The following is a 14,189-nucleotide window of genomic DNA, read 5'->3' as shown; positions in this document are numbered from 1 at the left end:
GGTAAATGACGGCGTAGTGGAGATAGGCTTGTGTTTATAGGTATTGTTAGCCTGTTTCCTGAAATGTTCCGCGCAATTACCGATTACGGGGTAACTGGCCGGGCTGTAAAAAATGGCCTGCTGAACATCCAGAGCTGGAGTCCTCGTGACTTCGCGCATGACCGGCACCGTACCGTGGACGAACGTCCTTACGGCGGCGGACCGGGGATGTTAATGATGGTGCAACCCTTGCGGGATGCCATTCATGCAGCAAAAGCCGCGGCAGGGGAAGGCGCTAAGGTGATTTATCTGTCACCTCAGGGACGCAAGCTTGATCAAGCGGGCGTCAGCGAACTGGCAACGAATCAGAAACTGATTCTGGTGTGCGGTCGCTACGAAGGCGTAGATGAGCGCGTAATTCAAACCGAGATTGACGAAGAATGGTCTATCGGCGATTACGTTCTCAGCGGTGGTGAGTTACCGGCAATGACGCTGATTGACTCGGTTGCCCGGTTTATACCGGGAGTTCTGGGCCATGAAGCATCAGCAACGGAAGATTCTTTTGCTGATGGGTTGCTGGACTGTCCACACTATACGCGTCCTGAAGTGTTAGAAGGGATGGAAGTACCGCCGGTATTGCTGTCGGGAAACCATGCCGGGATACGTCGCTGGCGTCTGAAGCAGTCGCTGGGCCGCACCTGGCTTAGAAGACCTGAACTTCTGGAAAACCTGGCTCTGACTGAAGAGCAAGCAAGGTTGCTGGCGGAGTTCAAAACAGAGCACGCAGAACAGCAACATAAACATGATGGGCAGGCGTAAGCCCCCAAATATCAGTTTACCCAGGATAAGAGATTAAATTATGAGCAACATTATTAAGCAACTTGAACAAGAGCAGATGAAGCAGGACGTACCTTCCTTCCGTCCGGGTGATACCGTGGAAGTGAAAGTATGGGTTGTTGAAGGTTCCAAAAAACGTCTGCAGGCATTTGAGGGCGTGGTTATCGCTATTCGTAACCGCGGTCTGCATTCTGCATTCACTGTTCGCAAAATCTCCAACGGCGAAGGCGTTGAGCGTGTCTTCCAGACTCACTCTCCGGTAGTTGACAGCATTGCTGTTAAACGTCGTGGTGCTGTACGTAAAGCTAAACTGTACTACCTGCGTGAGCGTACTGGTAAGTCTGCTCGTATCAAAGAGCGTCTTAACTAAGATATCGCTTTCGCGACATCCGTATAAAAGGGCTGGCCAGTGGGCTGGCCCTTTTTTCATGCTCAGAAAACGTATTGAGTTAACTATTTTGACATAAATCATTTACAATAGCCGCTCGCAGCGGGAGGGTAAGTGATTCACAATGCACGACGTCAGCCAGGTAAGACACGCATCGCGGCATGGCTCGCGCTGTTTGCGATCCTGCTGATCGTAGTGGCCCCGCTGATTTCTGTCTCCCTGCAAAAAGATCCCATGAGTGCCATGCCGGGGATGCATCATGATATGAGCATGATGGCCGGACATGCTGAGCATGATATGCCGATGAGTATGCCAGTCGATCATGGCGAAGCGTGCGGCTACTGTGTGTTGCTGGCGCATGTTCCTGGACTGCTGCTGGCACTGACTATTCTGCTATGTGCAGTGCTTCTTCGCCAGAAGAGCCAGCCGCCGCGCCCGGTGGTTAAACACTGGTATTTTTTCCCCTGGCTGTATCCCGATACCCGCGCGCCGCCGCGTGCGTCTGCTTTGCCCTGATTCTGACCTGACGTTTATACGCTTGTGCGTATAACGCTGTTTGACTTTATCTGAGGAAAAGTATGACAACCAGCACTTCACGCGCGGCATGGGTAACATTGCTGCGGCGACTTCATTTCTATATTGGCCTGTTTGTCGGCCCCTTTATTTTTGTTGCGGCCCTGACCGGGACGCTCTATGTCGCCACGCCTCAACTGGAGGAGTGGATCTATCACGATACGCTGCACGGCACGTTGCAGGGCGAGAGGCAACCTCTGGCGCAGCAAATTGCCATTGCACAACAGGTGACGGGGGGACATTTATCGATTCAGGCCGTGCGACCGGGTCTGGAGGCGGGCGAGACGACCCGGGTGATGTATGCCGACCCCGCGCTCGGCGTTTCAGAAAGCCGCGCCATTTTTATTGATCCGGTGACGCTGGCGGTGAAAGGCGACATGACGGTGTACGGCACCAGCGGCATTTTACCGCTACGCCAGTGGATCGACTACGCTCACCGTTCGTTACTGCTTGGCGATCCTGGCAGAATCTATAGCGAACTGGCGGCATCGTGGATGTGGATTGCCGCACTGGGGGGCATTACGCTGTGGTTTTTTACCCGTCCTAAGCGGCGTATTAACAATCGCGTGCAGAACACCCGCCGTCTGCATGTCACGCTCGGCTGGTTATTATTAGCGGGTATGCTGCTGTTCTCCGCCACTGGCTTAACCTGGTCACAGTGGGCGGGGGGAAATGTCGATAAAATGCGCGCGGCATTTAACTGGCTGACGCCGCAGGTGAATACTCAACTTCAGGGAGGGGCGGAGGTTCACGATCCGCATGCGGAGCACCACGCGCACCACGGCGGAATGGCGATGGCGGAAGATCAGCCTTCTCTGGCCGATTTCGATAACGTGCTGCATATCGCCCGGTCTGCCGGGATAGCGGCGCATAAAGTTGAAATTCGACCCGCGCAAAGTGCCGATCGTGCATGGACAGTGACTGAAATTGACCGTCGCTGGCCAACCCAGGTAGATGCCGTCGCGGTGGACAGTAAAACCCACCGCATTGTTGATCGCACTCATTTTGCCGACTTTCCGCTGATGGCGAAGCTGACACGCTGGGGCGTGGATTTTCATATGGGGGTACTGTTTGGGCTGCCGAATCAACTGCTGCTCATCGCCTTTGGCGCAGCGCTCTGTGTGAGTATTATTGCCGGCTACTGTCTGTGGTGGAGCCGTCGTCCGGCGGTAAGCGCGCAAAGTCCGGTAAACTCACTACTGCAAAGTGTAATGCAACTCTCTCCGGCCGGGCGAATGGTCGCCCTGCTCTGTGCGCTTATCACTGGCATCGCGATGCCGGTGATGGGGAGCAGTCTGGTCGTTTTTCTGCTGGCAGATTATGCGCGCTGGCGAAAAAGCCACAGGCGGATGGCGAATCAGAGCTGACGGCGTGGAAATGTACTTATGGCTGAACAGGATGTTTGGCCAGTTTATGTCTATGTAAAATTAAGTTTACAAAATCATCCGCAATACACCGTGATTATTTTGCTTTTGTAAAGTAAAGTGTACAATATATGTATTGAATTCTTTACCTCTTGTGATATTGTGAAGCCTCCTCTGTTGAGGATACTTTTATCGCAAACGAGCCAGACAGGATTGCCATCATGCAAAAAGACGCGCTGAACAACGTACATATCGCCGACGAACAGATTTTAATCACCCCTGAACAGCTGAAAGCGCAGTTTCCGCTCAGCGCCGCGCAGGAAGCGCAGATAGCACAGTCGCGTAAGACCATTTCCGACATTATTGCCGGGCGCGATCCCCGTTTGCTGGTGGTTTGCGGTCCCTGTTCTATCCACGATCCGGAAACGGCACTGGAATACGCTCGTCGATTTAAAACTCTTGCCGCAGAGGTCAGCGATAGCCTCTATCTGGTAATGCGCGTCTATTTTGAAAAACCCCGTACCACTGTCGGCTGGAAAGGGTTAATTAACGATCCGCATATGGATGGTTCGTTTGATGTCGAAGCCGGTCTGAAAATCGCCCGTCATCTGCTGGTGGAACTGGTTAATATGGGGCTGCCGCTGGCAACCGAAGCGCTGGACCCGAATAGTCCGCAATACCTTGGCGATCTGTTTAGCTGGTCTGCTATCGGAGCGCGCACGACCGAATCACAAACTCACCGCGAAATGGCGTCCGGCCTTTCCATGCCGGTGGGCTTTAAAAATGGTACCGACGGCAGTCTGGCAACGGCAATCAATGCGATGCGCGCCGCCGCCCAGTCTCATCGTTTTGTCGGGATTAACCAGGCAGGACAAGTTTGTCTGCTGCAAACCCAGGGCAACCCGGACGGTCATGTGATCCTGCGCGGCGGCAAAGCGCCAAATTACAGCCCGGCAGATGTCGCGCAGTGCGAAAAAGAGATGCAACAGGCAGGACTGAAACCTTCTCTGATGATAGATTGCAGCCATGGGAATTCGAATAAAGACTACCGCCGTCAGCCTGCAGTTGCTGAATCCGCTGTTGCTCAAATCAAAGATGGCAACCGATCGATTATCGGCCTGATGATTGAAAGTAATATTCATGAAGGCAACCAGTCTTCAGAGCAGCCGCGCAGCGCGATGCAGTACGGTGTCTCTGTCACCGATGCCTGCATCAGCTGGGAAACGACCGACGCGCTGCTGCGCGAAATCGATAGTGATTTGAAGGGCCATATGGCGGCGCGTCTGGGATAAGAGGTTGGTTATGGTTGCTGAGTTGACCGCGCTACGCGATCAAATTGATGAAGTGGATAAGGCGCTGCTGGGGCTGCTGGCGAAGCGGCTGGCATTAGTGGCTGAAGTCGGGGAAGTAAAAAGCCAGTTCGGCCTGCCGATCTACGTTCCGGAGCGTGAAGCGTCTATGCTGGCCTCGCGGCGCAAAGAGGCAGAAGCGCTGGGCGTACCGCCCGATTTAATTGAAGACGTCCTGCGCCGGGTGATGCGGGAATCCTATTCCAGCGAAAACGACAAAGGTTTCAAAACCCTCTGTCCGACGCTGCGCCCGGTAGTGATTGTCGGTGGTGGTGGGCAAATGGGACGCCTGTTTGAAAAAATGCTCACGCTTTCCGGCTACCAGGTAAAAATCCTCGAAAAAGAGGACTGGGCGCAGGCAGAAGAGATTGTTGCCGATGCCGGGATGGTGATTGTCAGCGTGCCCATTCATGCCACGGAGCAGATTATCCGTCAGCTACCGACGCTGCCAGAAGATTGCATTCTGGTGGATCTGGCCTCGGTGAAAAACGGACCGCTACAGGCGATGCTGGCTGCGCACAAGGGGCCGGTGCTGGGGTTACATCCGATGTTTGGCCCGGATAGCGGGAGTCTCGCCAAGCAGGTGGTGGTCTGGTGCGATGGTCGTCAGCCGGAGGCGTACCAGTGGTTTCTTGAGCAGATCCAGGTCTGGGGTGCGCGTCTTCACCGTATCAGTGCGGTCGAGCACGATCAGAATATGGCGTTTATTCAGGCGCTCCGCCACTTTGCCACTTTTGCCTACGGTCTTCATCTGGCGGAAGAGAATGTACAGCTTGAACAGCTTCTGGCGCTCTCATCGCCTATCTATCGTCTGGAGCTGGCGATGGTTGGACGATTGTTTGCTCAGGACCCGCAGCTTTACGCCGATATTATTATGGCCTCAGGCAATAATCTGGCGCTGATAAAACGTTATTACCAGCGCTTTGGCGATGCCATTACCTTACTGGAGCAGGGTGATAAACAGGCGTTTATCGATAGCTTTCGTAAAGTTGAACACTGGTTTGGCGATTACGCGCAGCGCTTTCAGAGTGAAAGTCGCGGGCTGCTGCGCCAGGCAAACGATAGCCGCCAGTAAGTAAAATCCTGTATATACTCAAAAGCCAGAGGGGAGACCCGCTGGCTTTTTTTATAAGGGAGAAGGATATGGCCGTACTGCAACCACTGTTTGATTATACCGGGCATCTGCCTGAGTGTCCGACCTGGAGCGAGGATGAGCAGGCACTCTATTGGGCCGATATTCTTGAAGGCGAAATCCACCGTTATCACCTGCAAAGTGGCGATCACCAGGTTCTTCAGTTTCCTGAAGAGGTCGGTTGCTTTGCGCTACGGGAGAAGGGCGGTTTTATCGTCGCGCTGCGTCATGCCATTTGGCTGGCGGATAAACGCGGTCTGCTGACACACAAGATCTGTGATAATCCCTCTAACCCGCAACTGGCCCGCTTTAATGACGGGGGAACCGACCGGAAAGGGCGTTTTTATGCAGGCACCTTCTGGTCCCCCGGCGATTATAACGGGGCGCTGCTGATGAGAGTGGGTAACGATCTGACACCGCAGGTGATCCAGAGTGATATCCAGGGCTCTAACGGTCTGGCGTTTAGCGACGATGAAAAGTGGATGTACAGTTCTGATACGCCCAATAATGTCATTTACCGCACGCCGCTGGACGCCGAAGGTGAACCGGGCCAGCGCGAAATCTTCCGCCAGTTTGCTGAAGGTGAAGGTAGTCCTGACGGTGCAGCGGTGGATGTCGAAGGCGGTTACTGGAGTGCGATGTATGACGGCTGGCGTATCGCCCGCTTTTCTGCGCAGGGCGAGCAATTAGAAGAATACCGATTGCCGGTACGTTGCCCGACGATGGTGTGCTTTGGTGGCCCGGAGATGAAAACGCTGTTTATCACCACTACGCGAGAAAATATGGACGCGCAGGAAATTGCGCAATACCCGCTCTCCGGGGCGATCTTCACCCTGCCCGTCAGCGTGGCAGGGGTGAAGAAACGGCCATTTACTGAGGATTAAACCGGATCGACCGGCACCACGTTTTCACTCGGATAGCAGCCCAGCACTTTCATGGAGCGGGTAATGGCAGCCAGCTCTTTAAGCGCGGCCTGCATTGCCCGCGATTCAAGATTGGCCTGGATATCCAGATAAAACATCTCTTCCCAGGGATTACCGTAAATCGGGCGTGATTCCAGTTTGGTCATGATCACATTGTGATTGCGCAGTACCAGCAGCGCTTCAACCAGCGCACCGGCCTGCTGACCGGTAGCGATAAGCAGGGTGGTTTTCGCCGGAACCTGATCGGAAACCTCAACCGCCTTACGCGCCAGCACCACAAAGCGGGTAAAATTCTGCGTCTGGTTTGCCTGAATACGCTCAAGCACCTGTAAACCATACAATGCGCCGCCCGCTTCGCTCCCCAGCGCGGCAACGTCGCCGGACGCGGACTGCGCGACTTTCTCCATTGCCGCCGACGTGCTTTCGGTATATTCAATCTTCCAGTGCGGGTAGCGGTTAATGAACTGACTGCACTGCTGGAACGGCTGGGGATGGCTGTACACCGTTCTGATTTTATTCACGTCAGTGGTGGCGGACACCAGCAGGCAGTGATCGATAGTCACCGTCATTTCTCCGACGATCGAAAGCGACGTGTGCTGGAGCAGATCGTAGACATCATTGATCGAGCCGGAACTGGTGTTCTCAATCGGTACGACGGCGTAATCCGCCTGGCCGGTTTCCACCTGGTTAAAAATATCGGCAAATTTTGCACAACCGCTCTCAATAAACTGGGCAAAATGCCGGGCCGCATACTGGCGCGCGGCCAGATGGGAATACGAGCCTTTGGGGCCCAGAAATGCGATGCGCGCGGATTGCGGGTCAGTTTTATTAAGGTGCTGCTGCAGCAACGCCTGCTGGGTCAGCACGGAGTCTTCAATAATAAGATGGAACAGACGGGTAATATAATGGGCGTCAAGCTGGTGTGTTTTGCCAAGCTGAATCAATCTCTCAAGCAGGGCGCGCTCGCGGTCGATGTCGCGAACCGGGCGATGAGAGGTGAGCTTAGCTTTGCCGACTTCAACGGCCAGCCCACGGCGCTCGGCCAGCAGCGCCAGTAATTGTTCATCCAGCGCGCTGATTTTATCGCGCAGGGCCAGTAACGGGTTTTCCTCAGTCATAATCTCGCCTGTCTGTTGTCCATAAAAAAGCCCCCCGGAGTGGGAGGCTTTATTGTTCGTCTTCGCATTCTTTATCACACGACGAAACGCCTCCCGTTCAGGGGAAGGTAAAAAAGAATGCGAAGAAAAACGGGATGATTTTCATAATAATGTCCTGACGTCGATAGAGGTAAAGTACCCGCTCTGTTTTCACTCTGTCAACAAAAACCGCGCCCGGAGGCGCGTTGGCGATACACTCAATATAAGGGGGTTACTTCTCTTCTTCTTCAACTTTTTCTTCAACGAAGTTAGCGTCTTTCACCGAGGTCGCGGCGCGGCGCGCTTCGCCTTTGTGCTGCACTTTATTGAGCTGCCGTTCCAGCTTGTTGATCAATTCGTTAATGGCGGCGTACATATCTTCATGTTTCGCGCTGGCGACAAGGTGCCCGTTAGGGGTGTTAATCGTCGCATCCGCAGTAAACCCTTGCGGTTCTTTTGACAGAATAATGTGCGGGTTTATCAGGTGAGTTTGCCACTTATCAAGTTTGGCGAGACGGTCGGCGACATGTTGGCGTATTGCCGGGGTGATTTCCATTTGCTTGCTGGTAATGTTCATTGTCATAAATTTTACCTCTTGTCTTTCCGTCTTGGTGATCTCAGCATAACGTGACTAAGGGCAATTTGCGTGATGAAAATCACATTTTTTTGTCACTTTTTGTCAACGAAGACTTTTTGTGAGACAGAACATGAAGAGGCGTTATTTTGCTTGAAGTCAGCGAAATTACCCGCCATATTTGATGGGATGATCTGAGTCGCATCACTCAGCAAATGGATAAAAAAACGGCAGCCTGAGGGCTGCCGTTTTACGTTAGAAAAGAGAAAATCAGGTGTTGCTGCTGTTAGCAGCGATAATTTTCGCCACTTTCTCAGCCTGCGTGTTCATCTGCATTTCACGATAGGCGTTTTCCATCAGCGGCAGGGCGTCACGCGTTGCCTGTGTATCAGGGTAATCGCGCAGCATACCTTCAACACGGTTCACCACGGCGACCCATGCGCCACGCTGAGTATAATATTCCGCCACGGAGTATTCATACTTAGACAGACGATCTTTCAGGAAGACCAGACGCTTTGTGGCATCGGTAACGTACTGGCTGTTGGGATAACCGCGCACCAGCTTCGAGAAATCGTTAAAGGCATCGCGGGCATGCAACGGATCACGATCGCTACGATCGACACCGAAGAACCCCTGAAGCGCGCTATCGTCCAGCGCCATGTTAGTCAACCCGCGCATGTACATTACATAGTCGATGTTAGGATGGGTCGGGTTCAGACGCATAAAGCGATCGATAGAAGCCTGTGCCAGCGGCAGATCGGCATTTTTATAATATGCGTAGATCAGATCCAACTGCACCTGTTGCGAATAAGGCCCAAAGGGATAACGATTATCCAGCGCTTCCAGTTGCGTTATTGCTTGTTTCCAGTTACCGTCCTGCAGTTTTTGCTGAGCAGTCGCGTAGATTTCCGCAGGCGGATTATCAGGTACCTCTTCCTTTGAGCCGGAGCACCCCACCAAAGCCAGGCTCAGTGTGGCTGCTGCCACCAGATATTTCATGCGCATCATGACGTTTTGACTTCCTCAGAATGTTTATGCGGGAGATTAACTGTTCATGCTCCCGATTAAGACCAGCTACAATAGCACACTATATTATACGGCAAAGCCGTAAAACCCAACGTTAAACGAAGAAGCTGTCTATGGCACAACTAGTACAACTCACCGCAACGGTGTCCGAAACTCAACTCGGTCAACGCTTAGATCAGGCTTTGGCCGAATTGTTCCCTGATTATTCGCGATCGCGAATGAAAGATTGGATACTTGCTCAACAGGTGCAGGTTAACGGCATAATTTGCGACAAGCCGAAAGAGAAAGTGTTGGGCGGGGAAACCGTGGCCATCAATGCTGAAATCGAAGAAGAAGCTCGCTTCGAGCCGCAGAACATCCCGCTGGATATCGTCTATGAAGATGATGACATCCTCGTTATTAACAAGCCGCGCGATTTAGTGGTTCACCCTGGCGCGGGTAATCCGGACGGTACGGTACTGAATGCGCTGCTGCATTACTATCCGCCGATTGCCGACGTTCCTCGCGCAGGTATTGTTCACCGTCTGGATAAAGACACTACCGGTTTGATGGTGGTGGCAAAAACCGTTCCGGCGCAAACGCGGTTGGTAGAATCCCTGCAACTGCGCGAAATTACCCGTGAGTATGAAGCGGTGGCTATTGGTCATATGACGGCGGGTGGAAGCGTTAATGAACCCATCAGCCGTCACCCAACTAAACGCACGCATATGTCCGTTCACCCGATGGGCAAACCGGCGGTGACGCATTATCGTATTATGGAGCACTTCCGTATTCATACGCGTCTGCGTTTGCGTCTGGAGACCGGGCGTACCCACCAGATCCGCGTGCATATGTCGCATATTACGCATCCGCTGGTCGGCGATCAGCTTTACGGTGGCCGTCCGCGTCCGCCGAAGGGGGCATCGGAAGCCTTTATTACCGCGCTGCGTAAGTTCGATCGTCAGGCGCTGCACGCAACCATGTTGCGTCTGTACCATCCGATAAGCGGTATTGAGATGGAATGGCACGCGCCGATCCCACAGGATATGATCGATTTGATTGAGGCTATGCGCGCCGACTTTGAAGAACATAAGGATGACGTTGCCTGGCTATGACAAATGTGATCGTCCCGCAATGGCCCGCGCCACAGGGCGTGGGGGCCTGTAGCTCTACGCGTATCGGAGGTGTAAGTCTACCGCCGTATGATTCTCTGAACCTCGGGGCGCATTGTGGCGATAACCCGGAGCACGTAGAGGAGAACCGCACTCGTCTGTTTGCTGCGGGTGGTCTGCCTTCAAAACCCGTCTGGCTCGAACAGGTTCATGGTAACGCGGTTTTAACCCTGAGCGGCGGGCCTTATCTTTCAAAACGTGCTGATGCGTCTTATAGTTCGACGCCCGGCACAGTCTGTGCGGTGATGACGGCGGACTGCCTGCCGGTGTTATTCTGTAATCGGGCCGGCACCGAGGTGGCTGCGGCCCATGCGGGCTGGCGCGGGCTGTGTGAAGGAGTGCTGGAAGAAACCATCGCCTGCTTTAATGACCAGCCTGAAAATATTCTGGCGTGGATGGGACCCGCTATCGGTCCCGCGGCGTTTGAAGTTGGAGCAGAAGTGCGTGAGGCGTTTATGGCAAAAGCGGCGGAAGCATCAAGCGCATTTCGCCCGGCAGGAGAAAAATATTTCGCTGATATCTACTTGCTTGCCCGTCAACGACTGGCGCGCGTCGGGGTGGATAACGTCTTTGGCGGCGACCGCTGCACGTTTAGCGAAAAGCAGCATTTTTTCTCTTACCGACGCGATAAAACAACCGGCCGAATGGCAAGTTTCATCTGGCTGAGATAACCTATAGAATCAAGACGATCCAGACGTAACTTTTTTTTCACATACTCAGGTCTTTAACCTTGAATAATTGAGGGATGACCTCATTTAATCTCCAGTAGCAAATTTGACCTGTTATGGGAGGAATCATGCGTCTGGATCGTCTTACCAACAAATTCCAGCTTGCTCTTGCCGACGCCCAGTCTCTTGCGCTTGGGCAAGACAACCAATTTATCGAACCCCTGCACTTAATGAGCGCCTTACTGAATCAGGAAGGGGGGTCGGTGCGTCCTTTACTGACTTCGGCTGGCGTTAACGCCGGTCAGCTTCGCACAGCTATCGATCAGGCGTTGAGCCGTTTGCCGCAGGTAGAAGGCACCGGCGGCGACGTGCAACCGTCTCAGGATCTGGTACGCGTCCTGAACCTGTGCGACAAGCTGGCGCAAAAGCGCGGTGACAACTTTATCTCGTCAGAGCTGTTTGTACTGGCGGCACTTGAATCACGCGGTACGCTGACCGATTTGCTGAAAACGGCTGGCGCAACCACGGCCAATGTGACCCAGGCGATTGATACTATGCGCGGAGGTGACAGCGTGAACGATCAGGGTGCCGAAGACCAGCGTCAGGCATTAAAGAAATATACCGTCGATCTGACCGAGCGTGCCGAGCAGGGCAAACTCGATCCGGTGATCGGCCGTGATGAAGAAATTCGCCGTACCATTCAGGTACTGCAACGGCGTACGAAAAACAACCCGGTGCTGATTGGCGAGCCTGGCGTCGGTAAAACCGCCATTGTTGAAGGTCTGGCGCAGCGTATCGTTAACGGTGAAGTGCCGGAAGGATTAAAAGGCCGTCGCGTGCTGGCGCTGGATATGGGATCGCTGGTGGCTGGCGCAAAATATCGTGGTGAATTCGAGGAGCGTCTGAAAGGCGTGCTTAACGATCTGTCAAAACAGGAAGGTAACGTGATCCTGTTTATTGACGAGTTACACACGATGGTCGGCGCGGGCAAGGCGGACGGCGCGATGGACGCCGGTAATATGCTGAAGCCTGCCCTGGCTCGCGGTGAACTGCACTGCGTCGGTGCCACAACGCTTGATGAATACCGTCAATACATTGAAAAGGACGCGGCGCTGGAACGTCGTTTCCAGAAAGTGTTTGTCGCCGAGCCATCTGTGGAAGACACGATCGCCATCCTGCGTGGTCTGAAAGAACGTTATGAGCTGCATCACCACGTGCAGATCACCGACCCGGCGATTGTCGCGGCAGCGACGTTATCGCACCGTTATATTGCGGATCGCCAGCTGCCGGATAAAGCTATCGACCTGATTGACGAAGCGGCTTCCAGTATTCGTATGCAGATCGACTCGAAGCCGGAAGAGCTGGACCGTCTGGATCGCCGTATTATTCAGTTGAAACTGGAACAGCAGGCGCTGAAAAAAGAGTCTGATGAGGCCAGCCTGAAACGCCTGGATATGCTCAACGATGAGTTAAGCGAAAAAGAGCGGCAATATTCTGCGCTGGAAGAAGAATGGAAAGCGGAAAAAGCCTCTCTTTCCGGTACGCAGACCATTAAAGCGGAGCTGGAGCAGGCGAAAATCGCCATTGAACAGGCGCGTCGCGTGGGCGATCTGGCGCGGATGTCCGAATTGCAGTACGGCAAAATTCCGGAGCTGGAAAAACAGCTGGCGTCGGCAACGCAGTCAGAAGGTAAGACTATGCGTCTGCTGCGTAATAAAGTCACCGATGCCGAAATTGCTGAGGTTCTGGCGCGCTGGACCGGTATCCCTGTTGCCAGGATGCTGGAAGGCGAGCGCGAGAAACTGTTGCGCATGGAGCAGGAACTGCACAGCCGGGTGATTGGGCAGAATGAAGCGGTGGAGGCCGTGTCGAACGCCATTCGTCGTAGCCGCGCTGGTTTGTCCGATCCGAACCGGCCGATTGGTTCGTTCCTGTTCCTTGGTCCCACCGGGGTCGGTAAAACGGAACTTTGCAAAGCGCTGGCGAATTTTATGTTCGACAGCGACGATGCGATGGTGCGAATCGACATGTCCGAGTTTATGGAGAAACATTCCGTTTCACGGCTGGTGGGGGCACCTCCTGGCTATGTGGGTTATGAAGAAGGGGGCTATCTGACAGAAGCGGTTCGTCGTCGTCCTTATTCCGTCATTCTGCTGGATGAAGTGGAGAAAGCGCATCCGGATGTCTTCAACATTTTATTGCAGGTGCTGGATGATGGTCGTTTGACTGACGGGCAGGGGAGAACGGTCGACTTCCGTAATACGGTCGTCATTATGACCTCGAACCTCGGTTCCGATCTGATTCAGGAGCGCTTTGGCGATCTGGATTACGGTAGTATTAAAGAACTGGTGCTCGGGGTAGTTAGCCACAACTTCCGCCCGGAATTTATTAACCGTATAGATGAGGTTGTGGTATTTCATCCGCTGGGTGAAAAACATATCGCCTCGATTGCGCAGATTCAGTTGCAACGTCTGTACAAACGTCTGGAAGAGCGTGGTTATGAAGTGCATATCTCTGACGACGCGCTGCAGCTGCTCAGCCAGAATGGTTACGATCCGGTTTATGGCGCACGGCCGCTGAAGCGTGCTATTCAGCAGCAGATTGAAAACCCGCTGGCGCAGCAAATACTTTCCGGAGAATTAATCCCGGGGAAAACGATCAAACTGGTGGTACAGAACGATCGTATCGCTGCCATACAGTAAAACAGTCAGAAACGATTAAACGGGCCCTGTGGGGCCCGTTTTTGTTTAGATGATGAGCTGAAAAGAGGCGTTTTTAAGGTTTTTGGGTGAAAAGTAAGCGAACGGTAAGTTTTTTTTAATTTATACTTGTCAGTCCGGAATAACTCCCTATAATGCGCCTCCACTGACACGGAACAACGGCTTACAGCCCGCCGGGTCAGCAGGGTTCAGCGATGAACACCGGCAGAGAAAAGCGAAAATAAACGCTTGACTCTGAATGAGGAAAACGTATTATACGGGACCTCGCGACAGAGCGCTGAAGCGCGTCGCCACTGCTCTTTAACAATTTATCAGACAATCTGTGTGGGCACTCAAAGTGACATGGATTCTTAAATGTCTTCGGACAAA

14 protein-coding genes and 1 other annotated feature are annotated in these 14,189 nt (G+C 53.3%); of the genes, 10 read left to right on the top strand and 4 right to left on the bottom strand.

What is annotated here, in order from left to right; genetic code table 11:
• The first annotated feature begins 30 nt into the window (after positions 1-30).
• The 7 genes from trmD to CHU32_RS25385 all read left to right on the top strand — a co-directional run bounded on the left by trmD (position 31) and on the right by CHU32_RS25385 (position 6,506).
• The gene (gene trmD, locus CHU32_RS25415) at positions 31-798 is read left to right on the top strand and encodes a tRNA (guanosine(37)-N1)-methyltransferase TrmD (RefSeq protein ID WP_103678136.1); all 768 of its coding nucleotides are present in this window, start codon (positions 31-33) and stop codon (positions 796-798) included.
• Between the two features lie 40 nt (positions 799-838).
• Positions 839-1,186: a 50S ribosomal protein L19 gene (rplS, locus tag CHU32_RS25410; protein ID WP_002914145.1), complete on the top strand. Its 348-nt coding sequence runs from the start codon at positions 839-841 to the stop codon at positions 1,184-1,186.
• A gap of 135 nt (positions 1,187-1,321) precedes the next feature.
• Positions 1,322-1,720 (top strand): DUF2946 domain-containing protein, encoded by a 399-nt coding sequence (locus CHU32_RS25405; protein WP_103678197.1) that lies wholly within the window; start codon positions 1,322-1,324, stop codon positions 1,718-1,720.
• 62 nt (positions 1,721-1,782) lie between these two features.
• Positions 1,783-3,144, top strand: coding sequence for a PepSY-associated TM helix domain-containing protein (locus tag CHU32_RS25400; protein WP_103678135.1), 1,362 nt, complete (start codon positions 1,783-1,785; stop codon positions 3,142-3,144).
• Between the two features lie 218 nt (positions 3,145-3,362).
• On the top strand, positions 3,363-4,433 hold the full coding sequence (gene aroF / locus CHU32_RS25395) for a 3-deoxy-7-phosphoheptulonate synthase AroF (RefSeq protein WP_103678134.1): 1,071 nt from the start codon (positions 3,363-3,365) through the stop codon (positions 4,431-4,433).
• Positions 4,434-4,443: 10 nt separating this feature from the next.
• Positions 4,444-5,565: a bifunctional chorismate mutase/prephenate dehydrogenase gene (gene tyrA, locus CHU32_RS25390; protein WP_103678133.1), complete on the top strand. Its 1,122-nt coding sequence runs from the start codon at positions 4,444-4,446 to the stop codon at positions 5,563-5,565.
• Positions 5,566-5,633: 68 nt separating this feature from the next.
• Positions 5,634-6,506, top strand: a complete 873-nt coding sequence (locus CHU32_RS25385) for an SMP-30/gluconolactonase/LRE family protein (RefSeq protein WP_103678132.1) — start codon at positions 5,634-5,636, stop codon at positions 6,504-6,506.
• On the opposite strand, the gene pheA is transcribed toward CHU32_RS25385, so the two are convergent.
• From pheA to bamD, 4 genes are all read right to left on the bottom strand, one after another.
• Positions 6,503-7,663: a bifunctional chorismate mutase/prephenate dehydratase gene (gene pheA, locus CHU32_RS25380; protein WP_103678131.1), complete on the bottom strand. Its 1,161-nt coding sequence runs from the start codon at positions 7,661-7,663 to the stop codon at positions 6,503-6,505. The genes CHU32_RS25385 and pheA overlap by 4 nt on opposite strands.
• A 20-nt stretch (positions 7,664-7,683) precedes the next feature.
• Positions 7,684-7,809, bottom strand: a sequence feature (Phe leader region).
• Entirely contained in the window at positions 7,761-7,808 is a 48-nt protein-coding gene (pheL, locus tag CHU32_RS25375) for a pheA operon leader peptide PheL (protein WP_103678196.1), read from the bottom strand. It overlaps the preceding feature by 48 nt.
• Positions 7,810-7,913: 104 nt before the next feature.
• Positions 7,914-8,264 (bottom strand): ribosome-associated translation inhibitor RaiA, encoded by a 351-nt coding sequence (raiA, locus tag CHU32_RS25370; protein WP_103678130.1) that lies wholly within the window; start codon positions 8,262-8,264, stop codon positions 7,914-7,916.
• A 261-nt stretch (positions 8,265-8,525) separates the two neighbouring features.
• Positions 8,526-9,263: an outer membrane protein assembly factor BamD gene (gene bamD, locus CHU32_RS25365; protein WP_103678129.1), complete on the bottom strand. Its 738-nt coding sequence runs from the start codon at positions 9,261-9,263 to the stop codon at positions 8,526-8,528.
• A gap of 131 nt (positions 9,264-9,394) precedes the next feature.
• Between bamD and rluD the strand changes: the two genes are divergently transcribed.
• The 3 genes from rluD to clpB all read left to right on the top strand — a co-directional run bounded on the left by rluD (position 9,395) and on the right by clpB (position 13,802).
• Positions 9,395-10,375 (top strand): 23S rRNA pseudouridine(1911/1915/1917) synthase RluD, encoded by a 981-nt coding sequence (gene rluD, locus CHU32_RS25360; RefSeq protein WP_103678128.1) that lies wholly within the window; start codon positions 9,395-9,397, stop codon positions 10,373-10,375.
• Entirely contained in the window at positions 10,372-11,103 is a 732-nt protein-coding gene (gene yfiH / locus CHU32_RS25355) for a purine nucleoside phosphorylase YfiH (RefSeq protein WP_103678127.1), read from the top strand. Before rluD ends, yfiH begins: the two co-directional genes overlap by 4 nt.
• 125 nt (positions 11,104-11,228) lie before the next feature.
• Positions 11,229-13,802 carry an ATP-dependent chaperone ClpB gene (gene clpB / locus CHU32_RS25350; RefSeq protein WP_103678126.1) on the top strand — a complete coding sequence of 858 codons (2,574 nt, stop codon included), beginning with the start codon at positions 11,229-11,231 and terminating at the stop codon, positions 13,800-13,802.
• Positions 13,803-14,189 lie beyond the last annotated feature (387 nt).

The sequence above is a fragment of the Superficieibacter electus genome (genome assembly GCF_002915575.1).
Taxonomy (GTDB): domain Bacteria; phylum Pseudomonadota; class Gammaproteobacteria; order Enterobacterales; family Enterobacteriaceae; genus Superficieibacter; species Superficieibacter electus.
Note: the sequence above shows the minus strand (reverse complement) of the source record. Positions and strands in the feature narration are given on the sequence as shown.

Bases quoted from the DNA above. Each gene is read 5' to 3' on its own strand.
- raiA (WP_103678130.1), bottom strand. From the start codon at position 8,264: ATGACAATGAACATTACCAGCAAGCAAATGGAAATCACCCCGGCAATA.
- rplS (WP_002914145.1), top strand. From the start codon at position 839: ATGAGCAACATTATTAAGCAACTTGAACAAGAGCAGATGAAGCAGGAC.
- aroF (WP_103678134.1), top strand. From the start codon at position 3,363: ATGCAAAAAGACGCGCTGAACAACGTACATATCGCCGACGAACAGATT.
- clpB (WP_103678126.1), top strand. From the start codon at position 11,229: ATGCGTCTGGATCGTCTTACCAACAAATTCCAGCTTGCTCTTGCCGAC.
- pheA (WP_103678131.1), bottom strand. From the start codon at position 7,663: ATGACTGAGGAAAACCCGTTACTGGCCCTGCGCGATAAAATCAGCGCG.
- CHU32_RS25400 (WP_103678135.1), top strand. From the start codon at position 1,783: ATGACAACCAGCACTTCACGCGCGGCATGGGTAACATTGCTGCGGCGA.
- CHU32_RS25385 (WP_103678132.1), top strand. From the start codon at position 5,634: ATGGCCGTACTGCAACCACTGTTTGATTATACCGGGCATCTGCCTGAG.
- rluD (WP_103678128.1), top strand. From the start codon at position 9,395: ATGGCACAACTAGTACAACTCACCGCAACGGTGTCCGAAACTCAACTC.
- bamD (WP_103678129.1), bottom strand. From the start codon at position 9,263: ATGATGCGCATGAAATATCTGGTGGCAGCAGCCACACTGAGCCTGGCT.
- tyrA (WP_103678133.1), top strand. From the start codon at position 4,444: ATGGTTGCTGAGTTGACCGCGCTACGCGATCAAATTGATGAAGTGGAT.
- yfiH (WP_103678127.1), top strand. From the start codon at position 10,372: ATGACAAATGTGATCGTCCCGCAATGGCCCGCGCCACAGGGCGTGGGG.